Below are 15,621 nucleotides of genomic sequence, written 5' to 3' on the forward strand. Positions count from 1 at the left end.
ACCCGAACAGGTGACGGCGCTCAAGGCCGCGGCCGCCGCGTTCCACACCAAGAACCCCGATGTCACGGTGGACATCCGGGCGGTCCCGTTCGCGAACCTGCTCAGCACGCTGAGGACGCAGGGCGCGAGCCCCAACGGCCCCACCATCGCGGGCATCTACGACCTCTGGCTGCCCGAACTGGTGCGGGACGGCCTGGCCGCCCCCGCCCCCTCGGACGTGGCCGCGGACGTCAAGGCCGCCTGGCCGGGCAACATGGTCGACGACGTCACCAAGCAGGGCCAGGTGCGCGGCTATCCGAACGAGGTCGACCTCTACGCGCTCAACTACAACAAGAAGCTGTTCGCCGAGGCGGGCATCCCCGCGCCGCCCAAGACCTGGGACGAGCTGAAGGCCGACGCCGCCAAGCTGACCAAGCGCGACGGCGGCAAGGTGACGCAGCAGGGCTTCGGCGTGATCACGAGCTGGGCCTCGGGCGCCGTCCACCCCTGGCTGTCGCTGGTGGACTCCAACGGCGGGCAGCTGCTCGACGGCAGCACGCCCAAGCTGGACGACCCGAAGGTCGTGGCCGCCGCGCAGCTCTACGCCGACCTGATCAAGAGCGGCGCCACCCAGCCGTCCATGAGCAGCGCCAACGCCAACACCACCGGGCCCTACCTCGACAACTTCGTCAACGGCAAGACCGGCATGATCATCATGGCGAACTGGTGGCAGAGCGCGCTCAAGCAGGCCATGGGCGACCGCTACTCCGACGTCGGCGTGGCGCCGGTGCCGGTCGGTCCGGACGGCACGGCCTCGGCGGGGGTGTCCTACTCCTGGCTGACGATGGTGAACGGCAAGGCCTCGCCCGCCAAGCAGGACGCGGCGTGGAAGTTCCTCCAGTTCCTCAACGGACCCGACAGCGGCAAGAGCGGCTCGTCCGCGATGGGCGACATCCTGATGTCGATGGGCATCCTGCCCAGCAGGACCAGCGACCTCACGGCGCACAAGGCCGACCTGTCCGACCCGTTCATCGCGGCGTACGTCGCCGAGCTGCCGAACGCGAAGCCGTTCCCGACGGTGCTGGGCGGCGAGGCCATGAGCCAGGCCGTGCAGAAGCACATCGAGAACATCGTGTTCGGCAAGGAGACCGCGCAGCAGGCGATGACCGCGGCGCAGAGTGAGGTCGCCGACATCCTGGCCAAGGCCGGGGCATGACCGTTGCTCGGGGGCACGCCCGGCGAGGGGCGGCGATAGCCTTCCTCTCGCCGGCGATGGCGGTGATCGTCCTGTTCGTCGCCGTGCCGATCGCCCTGACCTTCTGGATCAGCCTGCACGACTGGTCGATGTACACGCCGCTGACGCAGATGACGTGGCGGGGCCTGGGCAACTACGCCGACCTGCTGCACAGCGACGACTTCCTGAACGCGCTCGGGAACACCCTGGTCTACGTCGTGCTCGTCCTGGTGACGACGGTTCCGCTGGCCCTGGCGCTCGGGATGCTGCTCTACTTCCCGAAGACGGCGGGCAAGGCGGTGGCGCGGGCCGCGCTGTTCTCGACCTACGTGATCCCCACGGTGGCCATCGCGATCGTCTGGGGTGCGCTCTACGCGCCCGACTACGGCCCGATCTCGCAGGCGCTCGGCGCCCTCGGGATCGACTCGCCCGCCTGGCTGAGCGACCCCGGGACCGCGCTGTTCTCCCTGGTGATCTTCCACGTCTGGCAGATGACCGGCTACTACACGATCCTGGTCATCGCGGGGCTCACCCAGATCCCCGACGACGTGTACGAGGCGGCCCGCATCGACGGCGCCGGCTTCTGGCGGCAGACGTTCAGCGTCACGCTGCCCCTGCTCCGCCGTACGACGACGTTCATCGTGCTGATCGCCGCGATCAACGCGATCCAGGTCTTCGACCCCGTCTACATCCTCACCCAGGGCGGGCCGGCCGAGAGCACCACGGTCCTGTCGTACGCGATCCAGCGGGCGGCGTTCCAGAACGGCATGGCGGGCCAGGCGAGCGCGATGGCCTTCAGCCTGCTGCTCGTGCTGGTGGCCGTCACGGGAGTCGTCCTCGCGGCCATGCGCAGGCGTACGGCGGCGGAGGGACGGTCATGAGGCGCACGGCACGCGCGGCCACGGCGCTCGCGCTCGGGCTGGTCATCCTGGTGCCGCTGTTCCCGCTCTACTGGATGGTGATCTCGGCGCTGAAGGGCCCGGAGGAGCTCCAGAAGGCGCCGCCGACCTGGTTCCCGTCGCACGTGACGTTCTCCGCGTTCGGCGAGGTCTTCCAGGCCGTCCCCTTCGGCAGCGCCTTCGCCAACAGCGTCCTGATCGCCGGGGTCTCCACGCTGTCGGTGCTGGTGACCAGCGTCATGGCGGGCTTCGTGTTCGCGAAGTATCGCTTCCGGGGCCGCGACCTGCTCTTCTGGTCGGTCGTCGCGACGATGTTCCTGCCGCCGATCGTGACCCTGGTGCCGCTGTACTGGCTGGTCTCCACGATGGGCCTGGCCGACTCCTACATGGGCGTGATGCTGCCCTGGCTGGCCAACGCCTTCGGCATCTTCCTGATGCGGCAGTTCATCGCGGACGTCCCCGACGAGCTGATCGAGGCCGCCCGCCTGGACGGCGCCTCGGAGGGGCGCATCGTCTGGCAGATCGTCACGCCGCTGCTGCGCCCGGCGCTGGTCAGCCTCGCGATCTTCGCCTTCGTCTTCTACTGGAACAACTTCCTGTGGCCGCTGTCGATCCTGCAGTCGGACGACAAGTTCCCCGTCGTCCTCGCGCTGAGCCGCCTGCTGTCCTACAGCACGAGCGTGCAGTACCAGAACGTGGTCATGGCCGGGGCGCTGATCGCCAGCGTGCCCACGATCGTGGTGTTCCTGCTCGCCCAGCGCGTGTTCGTCCAGAGCATCTCCCGGACGGGGGTGAAGGGATGACGACGTACGTCGGCATCGACGTCGGCGGCACCTCCGTACGGGTCCTGGCCGAGACGCCGGACGGACGCGGCGAACTGGTCACGGCCCCGGTGGCCGGCTCCTACGACGCGTTCCTCGCCCAGGTGACCACGCTCTGCGCGGGAATCGCACGGCCGGCCGGAGTCGGGATCGGCCTGCCGGGGACCTCCGGGGAGGACCGGCCGGTGTTCGTCCCCGCGCTGCCGTGGCTGGAGGGCCGCCCGCTGCGGGAGGACATGGAGGCCCGCCTCGGCGCGCCCGTACGGCTCGCCCTGGACGGCCACCTCACGCTGCTCGCCGAGGCCGCCGAAGGCGCGGCCAAGGGGGCCAGGTCCGCCGTGCTGCTGGCCGTCGGCACCGGCATCGGCGGCGCCCTCCTGATCGACGGCCGGATCTGGCGCGGCGTCCACGGCAGCGCCGGCTCGTGGGGCTGGCTGCCCGCCGACGTGCCGGACAGCCCTCTCAACGGCCCTGTTCACGGCCCTGTTCACGGCCCTGTTCACGGCCCTGTTCACGGCCCTGTTCACGGCCCTGTTCACGGGTCGTTCGAGCGGGCCGCGTCCGGCTCGTCGCTGCGCGACGGCCCCGCCCTGATGGCGGCGGCCCGCGCGGGAGACGAGCGGGCGTGCGCCGCGCTCGACGCGTACGCCGCCCGCCTCGCCCGGGGAGTCGCGGCTGTCGCCAGCACGATCGATCCCGAGATCATTCTCATCGGCGGCGGGCTGGCCGACGCGATGGACGTCCTCGGCCCTCCGCTCCAGCGGCACGTCGCGAGGTTCGCCTCCCCCGACGGCCGCCGGGTGCCGGTGCGGCCCGCCGCACTGGGCTCCCGGGCGGGCGTCGTGGGGGCACTCCTCATCGCCAGAACGGAGGAATGGTGATCGTGAAGGGGCTGGACCCCACCTCGGGTGTCCCTCTCTATCTGCAGGTCGAACGGAGCCTCCAGCAGCGCGTCGACGCCGGCGAATGGGTGCCCGGCCAGCGCCTGCCGACCGAGGACGAGCTGGGCAAGGCGTACGGCGTGAGCCGCGTCACGGTCCGGCAGGCGGTGGCCCGGCTGGTCGACCGCGGGGTGCTGGTCAGGGAACAGGGCCGGGGCACCTTCGTCCGCGACACGAGCCTGACCGCCGGCGCGCGGTGGGTGACGTCGTTCACCGCCGAGCTCGCGCAGCTCGGCCACAGCGCGGGCTCGCGGGTGCTCGGCCAGTCGGTCGTCACGGCGGGCGAGGAGGACCTGCCCCCCGAGATGCAGCTGCCGCCGGACGCCCGGATGCTGCGGCTGCGCAGGCTCAGGACCGACGGCACCCGGCCGGTGGGCGTGCAGACCGCGCTCCTCCCGCTCGACCGGTTCCCCGGTATCGACGACATCGACTTCACCGACCGGTCGCTCTACCAGACCCTCAACGAGAAGTACGGGCTGGTCCCGCGCGAGGCCGTCGAGACCTTCACGGTCGGCGGCGTCCTCGACGAGGACGCCGCGACCCTCGGAGTGGCCGCGGGCGCGCACGCGTTCTACGTCGAACGCCTCACCTTCGACGCCCACGGCCCGTTCGAACACGTACGCAGCGTCATGCGCGGAGACCGATACCGCGTGCGGCTGGCGCTGCGGACCCCATGAAAGGAAACGTCCGTGAGTTACACCCGAACCCTGATGACCATCCTTGACCGGCTCGCCTCCACACAGGAGGAGGCGCTGGCGACCGTGGCCGAGCGCAGCGCGGACGCCATCCAGAACGGCGGCCTGATCCACCTGTTCGGCAGCGGCCACTCGGTGATCCCCACCATGGACGCCTTCCCCAGGTATGGCAGCTTCGCGGGCATCCACCCGCTCACCGATCCCCGGCTGATGTGGCACAACGTGCTGGGGCCGGGCGGCGTGCGCGAGCTGCTCTGGCTGGAGCGCACCGAGGGATACATCAAGCAGTATCTGGACCACGAGCCGCTCGCCCCCGGCGACGTGATGGTGGTCTACAGCCACGGCGGCAGGAACGCGGCGCCCGTCGAGGCGGCCATGTACGCGGCCGAGCGCGGGCTGTTCACCGTCGCGGTCACCTCGGTGGCCAACCTGGAACGCCCGGCCGAGCACTCCAGCGGCAAGCGGATCGCGGAGATCTGCGACGTCACGATCGACACCGGCGTGCCGGTGCAGGACGCCATCATCGAGGTGGACGGCTGGGACCGTCCGACAGGGGGCGCCTCGACGGTGGTGGCCAGCGTGGTCAGCCACGAGATCGTGACCCGTACGGCCGCCGTGCTGGCCGGCCGGGGCGTCGTGGTGCCGACGTTCGTCTCCCCGACCGTGCCCGGTGCCGCCGTCTCGTCCAATGACGAGGTGTTCGCCGACCACCGGCGCCGCCTGCTCGCCGCCGAGGCCCGCGATCAGCGCTGAGGTGACCCGGCACTGAGGTGACCGGGTGAGATGACCCGGATGAGATGACACTGTGACCGGCGCCGTCGCTCATTCGAGCAGGTCGACCGCGTGCGCGAACTGGTCCACGGGCCGCCAGAACGGCAGCCGGATCCGGGAGCGCTGCGCGTTCGCGGGGGAGAAGGCCGGGCCTGCGGTGACCAGCACGCCTCTCCTGCGAGCGCGCTCGGCCAGAGCGACGGCGTCGGTCCCGGTGTCGATCCACAGCGCCGTGCCGCCGCTCGGCGGCGTCCACCGCCACGCCGGGCGGCGTTCGGCCAGGACCGCCACGGCGTCGGCGAGATGGGCCCGCAGGCGCCGCGTGCGCTCCCGCCGGGCCCGGTCCGCCTGCGTCAGCAGCTCGGCGGTCACCATCTGGTCGAGCACCGGAGCGGCCAGGTCCAGCGCCGCCTTGGCCTGCGTCAACCGCTTGATCATCGGGCGTTCCGCGCGTATCCACCCGACCCGCAGCCCGCCCCACAGCAGCTTGGACGCGGTGCCGATCCGGATCACCAGGCCGGGGCCGGGCGGATCGGGCAGCGGCGGGCGCACCCCGCGGTCGTCGAGGACGAGGTCGGCGCAGGAACGGTCCTCGATCGTGAGCAGGCCGTGCCTGCCGACGATCTCGCTGAGCCGCTCCCTGGCCGCCGCGGGCAGGCTGATCCCCGTGGGGTTGTGCGCGGCGGGCTGGCAGTAGAGCAGAGCGGCCCGGCGCGCCACCCGGTCGAGGTGATCCAGGTCGAGGCCGTCCGCCCGCACGGGCACCGCCGTCAGCCGCGCCCCCGCCGTACGGAACGCCTCGATGGCGCCGCGGTAGCCCGGCTCCTCGACCAGGACCTCGTCTCCCGGCGTCACCAGGGACGACGCGCACAACCAGACGGCCTGCTGGGAGCCGGAGGTGACGAGGATCTGATCCGCCTCCGTCGGCAGCCCCTGCGCGCGATACTGCTCGGCGACGACCGCGCGCAGACGCGGCAGCCCCGCCGCGTAGTAGCCGTCGTCGGCGAGATAGACGTCGAGTTCGCATAGGTCGACCGCTGACACGGCCTCCCGCACCAGCGACAGGGCGGGCAGGGCGCCGCTGGACAGGTCGAGCTCGGCCAGGCGGCGGGTGCTGCCGAAGGACGCCAGCCGTCCGTCGACGACGTGGTCGCCGCCGCCCGCGCTGCGGTCGCGCCGGACCCGCGACCCGGATCCCTGCCGTGACGTGAGCCGCCCCCGCGCGGCCAGCTCCGCGTACGCCTCGGCGACGGTCCCGCGGGAGACCCCCAGCGCGGCGGCCAGCGCGCGCTGCGGCGGCAGCGCGGCCCCCTCGACCAGCACGTTGCCGGCGACCAGTTCGTCGAGCGCGTCCGCGAGGGCGTGCGGCAGCGGCATGTCGTCCGCCCGCCAGCCCCCGAGCAGGCGGGCCAACGCGGCACTGTCGACGTGTTCCGCGCGTGCCATCTCACCGTCCCCCCTGTACGCGTGGACCAATTCTGCGTGATTGGCCTGGCCGGTTCGGCCGCTGCCGGACATTCTCGACCGTACGGGCAGGTCGACGACGACAGGAGGCCGCGGTGGCGACGGTAGTGCTGCTGGGAACGCTGGACACCAAGACCGAGGAGTACCTCTGGGTCCGTGACCGGCTGCGAGAGGCGGGCTGCGACGTGCTCCTGGTGAACGTGGGCACCTTCGCCGCCGGGGCGGAGCACGCCGACGTCGGCGCGGACGAGGTGGCCCGGGCGGCGGGCGCCGACCTCGACGGGCTCCGCGCCGGCCGCGACCGCGGCGCCGCGATGGACACGATGGCGACCGGCGCCGCCGTGGTCGTCCGCCGGCTGTACGACGAGGGCCGCCTCGACGGCCTGCTCGCGATCGGCGGCTCCGGTGGCTCGTCGGTCGCGGCCCGGGCGCTGCAGACCCTGCCCGTCGGTGTGCCCAAGCTGCTGGTCTCGACCATGGCCTCGGGCGACGTCCGCCCGTACGTCGGAGACGTGGACGTCACGCTCATGTACTCCGTCGTGGACATCTCCGGCATCAACCGGCTCTCGCGGGCGGTGCTCGGCAATGCCGCCGCCGCCATGGCCGGGATGGCCCAGCGGTACGCCCGGGTCCGTGGCGAGACGGGGACCGGCGACGACCGGAAGCTGATCGGCGCGACGATGTTCGGGCTCACCACGCCCGCCGTCGACGAGGCCCGCGACCACCTGACCGCCCTCGGATACGAGGTGCTGGTCTTCCACGCCACGGGGTCCGGCGGGCGGGCGATGGAGGCCCTCGCCGCCTCCGGCATGCTCGACGGCGTGCTCGACCTGACCACCACCGAGCTGGCCGACGATCTCGTCGGCGGCGTCCTCACCGCGGGACCGGACCGGCTGGAGGCGGCAGGGCGGGCCGGCATCCCGCAGGTGGTCAGCGTCGGCGCGCTCGACATGGTCAACTTCGGGCCCCGGGACACGGTGCCGGAGAAGTTCGCGGACCGGAAGTTCCTGGTGCACAACCCCACGGTCACCCTCATGCGGACGACCCGCGAGGAGATGGCCGAGCTGGGCGCCAGGATCGGCGGCAAGCTCGGCCGCGCCACCGGGCCGGTGGAGGTCTTCCTGCCGCTGAAGGGCGTCTCGGGGATCGACGTCGAAGGCGGGCCCTTCGCCGACCCCGACGCCGACGCCGCCTGCTTCACCGCGCTGCGGGACGCCCTGAAGGACACCGGCGTCCCCGTCCACGACGTGGACGCCGCCATCAACGACCCGGGATTCGGCCGGGCCGCGGCGGAAGCGCTGCACCGCCTCATCCGTGCGTCCGACTCCGCACGCTGAACTGGAGACTGAGATGAACCGCGAGACAGCTCTCGAACGTCTGCGCGCCACCGTACGGGCCGGCCGGCCCATCATCGGCGCGGGCGCGGGCACCGGCCTGTCGGCCAAGGCCGCCGAGGCGGGCGGGGCCGACCTGCTCATCATCTACAACTCGGGCCGCTATCGCATGGCCGGTCGCGGGTCGCTCGCCGGGCTGCTGCCGTACGGCGACGCCAACGCGATCGTCGTCGACATGGCGAGGGAGGTCCTGCCGGTCGTCCGCGACACCCCCGTGCTGGCCGGGGTATGCGGCACCGACCCGTTCCGGCTCATGGGCCCGTTCCTCGACCAGCTCAAGGCGATGGGCTTCGCCGGCGTGCAGAACTTCCCCACCGTGGGGCTGTACGACGGCAAGTTCCGGCAGAACCTCGAAGAGACCGGGATGGGATACCGGCTGGAGGTGGAGATGATCAGGGAGGCGCGGCGGCGTGACCTGCTCACCGCCCCCTACGTCTTCGACGCGGAGCAGGCGGCGGCGATGACCGAGGCCGGAGCCGATGTTCTCGTGCCCCACGTCGGGCTGACCACGAGCGGCAGCATCGGCGCGGAGACCGCCCTCACCCTCGACGAGGCCGCCGCCGCGGTGCAGGAGATGCGCGACGCCGCCGTCGCGGTCAACCCCGACGTCATCGTGCTGTGCCACGGCGGCCCCATCGCCGAGCCGCAGGACGCCCAGTTCGTGCTCGATCACACGAACGGGATCGCGGGTTTCTTCGGGGCGTCGTCGATGGAACGCCTGCCCACGGAGAAGGCGATCGCCGCCCAGGCGACCGAGTTCAAGAGCCTGCGGCTCGGTCCCGCCTGACCCGGCCCTCACTCGGCCTCATTCCGCTTCACTCGGTCTCACTCCGCTCCCGGTCAGCGGGATTCGCCGGATCGCCGGCGGGTCCCGCTGACTAACGTCTGGACAGCGTGCAGACCGGCGTGCAGACCGGTGTGGAGGACCGATGACCGCCTACGAGGACTTCGCCGGACGGGAGATCCTTCCCCCGCAGGAGGGGCCCGACCCGGTGAACGCGCCCATGATCCGGCACTGGGCCGAGGCGATGGGCGACCGCAACCCGATCTACCTCGACGAGGACGCCGCCCGCGCGACCGGCCGCACCGGGATCGTCGCGCCCGCGTCGATGACCCAGGCGTGGACGATGCGCGGGTACGCCCGGGCTCCCGATGGGGGAGGCGCCGGCGGAGCGCCGGGGGCCGAGGAGCTGTACGCGCTGCTGGAGAAGGACGGCTACACCTCGGTGGTGGCCACCGACTCGGAGTTCGAGTTCCACCGCGAGCTGGTGGTCGGCGACCGGGTGAGCGTCCGCGAGGTGGTGGAGTCGATCTCCCCGGAGAAGAGCACCGCGCTGGGCGCCGGCCGGTTCGTGACGACGGTCCGCACCTACACCGACCAGCACGGCGAGGTCGTCGCCGTCCAGCGCTGGCGCCTGCTGTGGTTCCGGCCGAAGGCGTCCTCCCCTGGCGAGCGGGCCCCGAAGGCGTCGCGGCCGCGGCCGGTGATCAACCGCGACAACGCGTTCTGGTTCGAGGCGGCGCGCGAGCACCGGCTGGTGATCCAGCGCTGCGCCGGGTGCGGGACGCTGCGCCATCCGCCCGGCCCCTGCTGCCCGCACTGCGGCTCGTTCGAGTGGGACACCGCCGAGGCGTCGGGCCGCGGGCAGGTCTACAGCTTCGTGGTCAACCATCACCCCCGCCACCCGGCGTTCGGCTATCCGCTGATCGTCGCGCTCGTGGAGCTGGAGGAGGGCACGCGGCTCGTCACCGACCTCGTCGGCGTGGAGCCGGGGGAGGTCGAGATCGGCATGCCCGTCGTCCTCGACTGGCTGGACGCCGATCCCGGCCTGTCGCTTCCCGTGTTCCGCCCGCAGCTCGGGGTCGTGTCATGAACGGGCGGACGTACGAGGAGGTGGCGGTGGGGGAGGAGCTGCCCGCGCTGCCGATCCCGCTGACCCGCACGCTCATCGTGGCGACCGCGATCGCCAGTCGCGACTACCAGGACGTCCATCACGACCCCGGCCTCGCGGCCGAGCGCGGGTCGAAGGACATCTTCATGAACATCCTCACCACCAACGGCCTGGTCGACCGGTACGTCACGGAATGGGCGGGCCCGGCCGCCGTCGTCAAGGCCATCAAGATCCGGCTCGGCGTGCCCAACTACCCGGGCGACACGATGACGCTGACCGGCACGGTCACCGCCAAGCACGACGACGACCACCGGGTCGAGATCGCCGTACGCGGCGAGAACGGCCTGGGCGCCCACGTCACCGGCACCGTCGCCGTACGGCTTCCCGCGAAGGACGTGACATGAGCGGCTTTTCGGGCGCGGCGGCGATCGCCGGCATCGGGGCCACCGAGTTCTCCAAGGACTCCGGCCGCAGCGAGCTCCGGCTCGCCTGCGAGGCCGTGCTCGCGGCTCTCGCCGACGCCGGCCTGAAGCCGTCCGACGTGGACGGGATGGTGACGTTCACCGCCGACACCAACGCCGAGATCCACGTCGCCCGTGCCACCGGCATGGGCGACCTGACGTTCTTCTCGCGCATCCCGCACGGCGGAGGCGCGGCCTGCGGCACCGTCCAGCAGGCGGCGCTGGCCGTCGCGTCCGGCGTCGCCGGCGTCGTGGTCTGCTACCGGGCCTTCAACGAGCGCTCCGGGTTGCGCTACGGCCTCGGCCAGGCGGGCGACCCGGCCGACACGGGGGCCGAGGGCGCGGCGTACGCGTGGCTCACCCCGTTCGGCCTGTCGACGCCCGCCCAGTGGGTGGCCATGTTCGCCCGCCGCTACATGCACGAGTACGGCGCGACCAGCGAGGACTTCGGCCGGGTGGCCGTGGTCGACAGGACGCACGCCGCGACCAATCCGGCGGCCTGGTTCTACCGGCGGCCCATCACGCTCGAAGACCACCAGGCGTCGCGCTGGATCGCCGAGCCGCTGCACCTGCTCGACTGCTGCCAGGAGACCGACGGCGGGCAGGCGCTGGTCGTGGTCTCGGCCGAGCGGGCGCGCGACCTGCGGCACCCGCCCGCCGTCATCCTCGGCGCGGCCCAGGGCTCCGGCGACGACCAGCACATGATGACGAGCTACTACCGTCCCCGCATCACCGGCATCCCCGAGATGGGGCTGGTCGGGCGGCAGTTGTACGCGCAGAGCGGCCTCGGCCCCGCCGACATGGACGCGGCGATCCTGTACGACCACTTCACGCCGCTGGTGCTGCCGCAACTGGAGGAGCTGGGTTTCTGCGCCCCCGGCGAGGCCAAGGACTTCGTGGCCGAGGGCAACCTGGAGCTCGGCGGGCGGCTGCCGTTCAACACCCACGGCGGCCAGCTCGGCGAGGCGTACCTGCACGGCATGAACGGCATCGCCGAGGCGGTGCGGCTGGTGCGGGGCACCAGCGTCAACCAGCCCGAAGGCGTGCGCAACGTGATCGTGACCGCCGGCACCGGCGTGCCCACCAGCGGCCTGGTCCTCGGGACGGACCGGTGAACGCCCGCAGCCGGCCGCCCCGCGCTAAAGGATAGGGGCGCCGAAGTTCCACGAGGGAAATTCACTCCCGTCAGTTCCGCTTCGATGACGGCGATTTTCACGCGCAGTTCTTGCCCTGTTTTCGGCGGGCCCATATCCCGGAGGTGACGTGAGAGCGTTTCCCGAATGGTCAAAGCCGAATCTTGACCGGCGCGGAGCGCAAACCTAGCCTTCGTTGGAGCGTTTCCGGATCCACCCGCCCGCGTTCGATAAAGGAGAGCCATGCGGCTTTCTGTGGACTTCGCCGCCGATCGTTCCGGAACGGCGGAGCTCGCATGGGGGCAGCGGGACATCTGGGAGGCCATCCAGAAGGTCGGGCCGGACAGCGCGCATTATTTCAACGTGCCCCGGCTCCTCGCCGTCCCGGGCGCGGGCGGCCCGCGCAGTCCCCGGGCCGTGGCGGCCGCCCTGGCGCAGGTGATGGGCCGGCACGACGCCCTGCGATCGCTCGTACGGCTCGGCGCGGAGGGGCCGTACCAGGAGGTGGCGGCGGCCGGGACCCTGCCGATCGAGACGGTCGAGGTGGCACGCGACGCCGCGGACGGCGCGGCGGCGGACCTCGTCGCCCGCCTGGCCGGCCGCTCGTTCGGCGACGGCGAGCAGCCGCTGCGCGCCGGTCTCGTCGTCTGCGACGGCGCCGCCACACATGTGGCGCTGGTGCTCAACCACGTCGTCGCGGACTGGCACGCGGCCGACGTCGTGGTTCGCGACCTGCGGATGCTGCTGCTCCGCGGCGCGATCGCGGGGCCGCCGCCGTCGCAGTTGCTCGACCTCGTGCGGGACGAGTCGATGGCCTCGGCCCGTTCGGACCGGGCGATCGCGCAGTGGGAGACGCTGCTCCGCACACCGTGCCGTCCGCCATGTTCCCGGAAGCGGCCGGAGCGGGCGCGACGCCGCGATACGCGCGGGCCGTGCTGTCGTCGCCCCGGCTCAACCGCGCCGGCCAGGTGCTGGCCCGCCGCGCCGGCGTCAGCACCGCCACCGTCCTGCTCGTGGCGGTCGCCGTGCTGCTGCGCGAGCTGACCGGCCACGAGGTGCGCGCGATCACCCCGATCGTGCACAACCGCTTCAACGACCGGAGCCGGGACCTGGTCACCAGCCTCAACCAGTTGGGGTTGTTCACCCTCGGGCCCTGCGAGAGCCTTCCCGAGACCCTCGTGAGCGCCTATCCGGCGGTTCTCGCGTCCTACCGGCGGGCCCGTTTCGACTCGCTGGCCCTGAACGCGATGATCGACCGGATGAGCGCCGACCGGGGGGTCCCCATGTTCCCGTCGTGCTGTTTCAACGACCTGCGCCCCGGCGAGGACCCGTGTGTCGGCGGCGGCGCGGACGGGGAGTCCGAGCTGGAGTGTCCCCGGCACCGACAAGCGCAGCTGCGACTTCTGCGTGGCCCTGATGCGCTGGAAGGGCACGCTCGGGGTGGAGCTGAACGCCGACACCACCCGCCTGCCCGAGAGCGAGATGGCCGCGCTGCTGCACCGGCTGGAGTCCTTCGTGGTCGGCGCGGCTCAGTCGCTCTCGTAGCACCGCCGCCTGATCCCGATCCGGTGGTAGGTGAAGGCCCAGCGGTCGGTGCCCCCCCGTGCGTCGCCCCTCCTCACTCCCCCGCCTCATTCCCGTAGTCGCCGGGCTGTTCCCAGGCGGTGGTAGGTGAAGGCCCAGCGGTCAGTGCCTACGTTGCGGCGGGTGTAGCGCTCGGGGTGCTGGTAGCGGTCGCGGTTGTGGAACTGGCAGGCCGGGCCCAGCAGCTTCAGGTCCGTCAGCCCTCCGCTGCTCCAGTTGTCGGCGTGGTCGATCTGGCACATGGTCGCCGGGAGCGGGCAGCCGTCGATCCAGCAGGTGGCATACCGGGCGTACACGGCCCGTCGTTGGGCGGGGGTGGCGAGGCGGACTTTGCGGCCCATGTCGAGGACCTGTCCCTCGGCGTTCATGACGATCCGCACCAGAGTGGAAGTGCGGGCGAGGCGGTGCACGCTGGAGACGGGCAGCACCTGCCCGGTCGCCGGCAACAACCCCGGCGCCATCCCCACCGACGCCCCCGGCGCTGCTCCCGGTGACGCGCCTTGCGTCGCTCCTTGCGCGGTCTCCGGTGTTCCTCGCCCGGCTCCCGGTGCTGTTCCCGATGCCCTCCCGGGTGGTGTCTCCGGCTCCGGTCCCGGCCCGCCGGGCGCCGTTCCCGATGGCCCCGGTGCCCCCGGTGCCCCCGGTGCCTGCGTCGCACGCGAGCAGCGCGCCTGGCCGTCGCACGGGCACGTGCCCTGGCCATGCCGGCAGTCCCCCGCAGGCCGGGGCCCGGCGTGGGTGTGACGTGTGGAGGCGTCCTCGGGAGGAGGGTCTGGCTGCGCCGCCTCCGAGGGTGCTATGTCGCAGTCGGCAGAGGCAGTGCTCGCGGTGTCGCGCAGCTCGCGCTCGCTGGGCCGCCGGTCACGGGCCTCGCACTCACCGGGCCGCCGCTCACCGGCCTCGCGCTCACCGACTCCATAGTCGCGAGACTCCATGTCGCGAAGTCCGGTCGTGGCATCGGTGGAGCCAGGGGCAGGGTCGATGGCGGAGTCGGCGGCAGGGGCGGTGGCGGGGGCGGTGGCGGGGGCGGCCTCGGCAGTGTCGAACTCGTCTGAGCCATCGGGGGCGTCGGTGCCGCCCGCATCATCGTGGTCGCCCATTTCGCCCGAGACGGTGTCGTCACCCTGGCTCGGGTCCTCGGTGCTTCCGGTCTCATTGGGGGCGTAGCCGCCGGTGTCGTCGGCCTGGGCAGCGTCGTAGTCGTCGGGGTCGTCTGCGCCGCTCGCGTGACCGGGGCCGCTCATCGGGTCGGAGACGGTGTCGTCGGCCTCGCCGTCAGCAAGGTCGGCGGCGGGGTCGGCGTCGTCGTCGGGGGCAGAGTCGCTGGTGTCGGTGTTGTCGGGGTCGGTGGGGAGGGATTCGGCGCTGACCACGACGAGGAGCTCGGCGGTGATCTTCTGCTCCAGCAGGGCGATCAGCGCGTCGGCCTGACGTACCGTCAGCGGGCGGTCATCCCCCTGTGCCCTCAGCTTGGCGTACGCCTGCAACAAGGCCATCAACCGGGCGCCGGCCTCACGCGGCAGGTAGAACTCTCCTTCCACGCCGCCGCCCTTGCCCGGGCGGACCCGCAGGAACCGCCTCCCGTAATCGGCCCGCTCATCGCGTTCTTCCCCATCGGGGTCGAGCACCGCCCGCAGGTGGCGGCCGGCCTTGGCGACCTCCGCCGCCCCGGCCTTGCTGGCCAGGTCCACCAGGATCGGCTCCGCCAGGCCGGCCTGCTCGTCGGTTAGTCCGGCGACAGCGGCGCAGATGGCCTCCACCACCCCGGCCGCCAGCTCACCCGCAGCGAACTTCTCCCGCACCTTGGGGAGGCGCGGCAGTTCCGCCCCCAACGTGAGCAGGCGGCCCGCACCGCCCCCCGTCATCCCCCCCCTGGTGCGCAGCCAGCAGCGGGTGGAGGCATGCCCATGCTGCCTGGCCTGCCCCGCACGATGCCCCCGCCCCACCCGATCGGCCAGCGCACTCGTGATTCGGTCACGGGCGAACAGCAACTCCTCCGCCTCGGCCAGGCAGGTATCCACGTCGTCGGGAAGCGGCGTCAGCGCCAGCTCTTGGGCCACCTCACGAACAGACCCCACCACCACCCACGACGACCGGCCCTTGCCCTGACCGGCACCGGGGGCGTCATCGCTGGTGCTGCTATCGGCGTCGCCATCAGCGCCAGTGTCGCCCTCGTCCTCGGCACGGCTCGCACGCTGCGGGGGCTCGAAGCCGATGATGGGGAAGGGCTCGTGGGCGGATGAACCGTCGGACGACCACAGCGGGGAATTGGCGGTCAACCGATCCCACCAGCCGTCGTCGAAACTATTCGCACGACGATGGCGATCAGGGTCTGGATTGAACAGATCCATCT

The 15,621-nt window shown here is 72.2% G+C and carries 15 protein-coding genes; 13 read left to right on the top strand and 2 right to left on the bottom strand.

The window, feature by feature from the left end; genetic code table 11:
• Positions 1–10: 10 nt before the first annotated feature.
• The 6 genes from FLV34_RS26860 to FLV34_RS26885 are packed head-to-tail and all read left to right on the top strand — an operon-like array spanning position 11 to position 5,322.
• A complete protein-coding gene (locus FLV34_RS26860; RefSeq protein WP_205830390.1) occupies positions 11–1,195 on the top strand; it encodes an extracellular solute-binding protein in 1,185 nt (394 codons plus the stop codon).
• The gene (locus FLV34_RS26865; protein WP_142648441.1) at positions 1,192–2,094 is read left to right on the top strand and encodes a carbohydrate ABC transporter permease; all 903 of its coding nucleotides are present in this window, start codon (positions 1,192–1,194) and stop codon (positions 2,092–2,094) included. Before FLV34_RS26860 ends, FLV34_RS26865 begins: the two co-directional genes overlap by 4 nt.
• A complete protein-coding gene (locus FLV34_RS26870) occupies positions 2,091–2,915 on the top strand; it encodes a carbohydrate ABC transporter permease (protein ID WP_142648442.1) in 825 nt (274 codons plus the stop codon). Before FLV34_RS26865 ends, FLV34_RS26870 begins: the two co-directional genes overlap by 4 nt.
• Positions 2,912–3,814, top strand: coding sequence for an ROK family protein (locus tag FLV34_RS26875; RefSeq protein ID WP_147944395.1), 903 nt, complete (start codon positions 2,912–2,914; stop codon positions 3,812–3,814). The genes FLV34_RS26870 and FLV34_RS26875 overlap by 4 nt, the downstream gene beginning before the upstream one ends.
• Entirely contained in the window at positions 3,808–4,551 is a 744-nt protein-coding gene (locus FLV34_RS26880; RefSeq protein ID WP_142648444.1) for a GntR family transcriptional regulator, read from the top strand. The genes FLV34_RS26875 and FLV34_RS26880 overlap by 7 nt, the downstream gene beginning before the upstream one ends.
• Before the next feature lie 12 nt (positions 4,552–4,563).
• Complete coding sequence (locus tag FLV34_RS26885) at positions 4,564–5,322, top strand: sugar isomerase domain-containing protein (protein ID WP_222709635.1); 759 nt, start codon at positions 4,564–4,566, stop codon at positions 5,320–5,322.
• Between the two features lie 69 nt (positions 5,323–5,391).
• Here FLV34_RS26885 and FLV34_RS26890 read toward each other — a convergent pair whose 3' ends face one another.
• Entirely contained in the window at positions 5,392–6,786 is a 1,395-nt protein-coding gene (locus FLV34_RS26890) for a PLP-dependent aminotransferase family protein (protein ID WP_187280745.1), read from the bottom strand.
• A gap of 113 nt (positions 6,787–6,899) precedes the next feature.
• On the opposite strand from FLV34_RS26890, the gene FLV34_RS26895 reads away from it, so the two are divergent.
• From FLV34_RS26895 to FLV34_RS26925, 7 genes are all read left to right on the top strand, one after another.
• On the top strand, positions 6,900–8,141 hold the full coding sequence (locus FLV34_RS26895) for a Tm-1-like ATP-binding domain-containing protein (protein ID WP_142648446.1): 1,242 nt from the start codon (positions 6,900–6,902) through the stop codon (positions 8,139–8,141).
• A gap of 13 nt (positions 8,142–8,154) precedes the next feature.
• Positions 8,155–8,985, top strand: coding sequence for a phosphoenolpyruvate hydrolase family protein (locus tag FLV34_RS26900; RefSeq protein WP_142648447.1), 831 nt, complete (start codon positions 8,155–8,157; stop codon positions 8,983–8,985).
• Positions 8,986–9,127: 142 nt separating this feature from the next.
• Positions 9,128–10,072, top strand: a complete 945-nt coding sequence (locus tag FLV34_RS26905; protein ID WP_147944397.1) for a bifunctional MaoC family dehydratase N-terminal/OB-fold nucleic acid binding domain-containing protein — start codon at positions 9,128–9,130, stop codon at positions 10,070–10,072.
• On the top strand, positions 10,069–10,494 hold the full coding sequence (locus tag FLV34_RS26910; protein WP_142648449.1) for a MaoC family dehydratase: 426 nt from the start codon (positions 10,069–10,071) through the stop codon (positions 10,492–10,494). The genes FLV34_RS26905 and FLV34_RS26910 overlap by 4 nt, the downstream gene beginning before the upstream one ends.
• Positions 10,491–11,666, top strand: coding sequence for a lipid-transfer protein (locus FLV34_RS26915; RefSeq protein ID WP_142648450.1), 1,176 nt, complete (start codon positions 10,491–10,493; stop codon positions 11,664–11,666). The genes FLV34_RS26910 and FLV34_RS26915 overlap by 4 nt, the downstream gene beginning before the upstream one ends.
• 261 nt (positions 11,667–11,927) lie before the next feature.
• Complete coding sequence (locus FLV34_RS26920; RefSeq protein WP_147944398.1) at positions 11,928–12,728, top strand: hypothetical protein; 801 nt, start codon at positions 11,928–11,930, stop codon at positions 12,726–12,728.
• A gap of 288 nt (positions 12,729–13,016) precedes the next feature.
• Entirely contained in the window at positions 13,017–13,229 is a 213-nt protein-coding gene (locus FLV34_RS26925) for a hypothetical protein (RefSeq protein ID WP_142648452.1), read from the top strand.
• A gap of 86 nt (positions 13,230–13,315) precedes the next feature.
• Here FLV34_RS26925 and FLV34_RS26930 read toward each other — a convergent pair whose 3' ends face one another.
• Positions 13,316–15,547 (bottom strand): HNH endonuclease signature motif containing protein, encoded by a 2,232-nt coding sequence (locus tag FLV34_RS26930; RefSeq protein ID WP_187280746.1) that lies wholly within the window; start codon positions 15,545–15,547, stop codon positions 13,316–13,318.
• Positions 15,548–15,621 lie beyond the last annotated feature (74 nt).

The sequence above is a fragment of the Microbispora sp. CSR-4 genome (assembly GCF_008033685.1).
In the GTDB taxonomy this organism is placed as follows: domain Bacteria; phylum Actinomycetota; class Actinomycetes; order Streptosporangiales; family Streptosporangiaceae; genus Microbispora.

What these genes read in the sequence shown, in the direction of transcription:
- FLV34_RS26880 (WP_142648444.1), top strand. Translation starts at nt 3,808, where the DNA reads ATGGTGATCGTGAAGGGGCTGGACCCCACCTCGGGTGTCCCTCTCTAT.
- FLV34_RS26890 (WP_187280745.1), bottom strand. Translation starts at nt 6,786, where the DNA reads ATGGCACGCGCGGAACACGTCGACAGTGCCGCGTTGGCCCGCCTGCTC.
- FLV34_RS26875 (WP_147944395.1), top strand. Translation starts at nt 2,912, where the DNA reads ATGACGACGTACGTCGGCATCGACGTCGGCGGCACCTCCGTACGGGTC.
- FLV34_RS26900 (WP_142648447.1), top strand. Translation starts at nt 8,155, where the DNA reads ATGAACCGCGAGACAGCTCTCGAACGTCTGCGCGCCACCGTACGGGCC.
- FLV34_RS26910 (WP_142648449.1), top strand. Translation starts at nt 10,069, where the DNA reads ATGAACGGGCGGACGTACGAGGAGGTGGCGGTGGGGGAGGAGCTGCCC.
- FLV34_RS26905 (WP_147944397.1), top strand. Translation starts at nt 9,128, where the DNA reads ATGACCGCCTACGAGGACTTCGCCGGACGGGAGATCCTTCCCCCGCAG.
- FLV34_RS26920 (WP_147944398.1), top strand. Translation starts at nt 11,928, where the DNA reads ATGCGGCTTTCTGTGGACTTCGCCGCCGATCGTTCCGGAACGGCGGAG.
- FLV34_RS26915 (WP_142648450.1), top strand. Translation starts at nt 10,491, where the DNA reads ATGAGCGGCTTTTCGGGCGCGGCGGCGATCGCCGGCATCGGGGCCACC.
- FLV34_RS26870 (WP_142648442.1), top strand. Translation starts at nt 2,091, where the DNA reads ATGAGGCGCACGGCACGCGCGGCCACGGCGCTCGCGCTCGGGCTGGTC.
- FLV34_RS26865 (WP_142648441.1), top strand. Translation starts at nt 1,192, where the DNA reads ATGACCGTTGCTCGGGGGCACGCCCGGCGAGGGGCGGCGATAGCCTTC.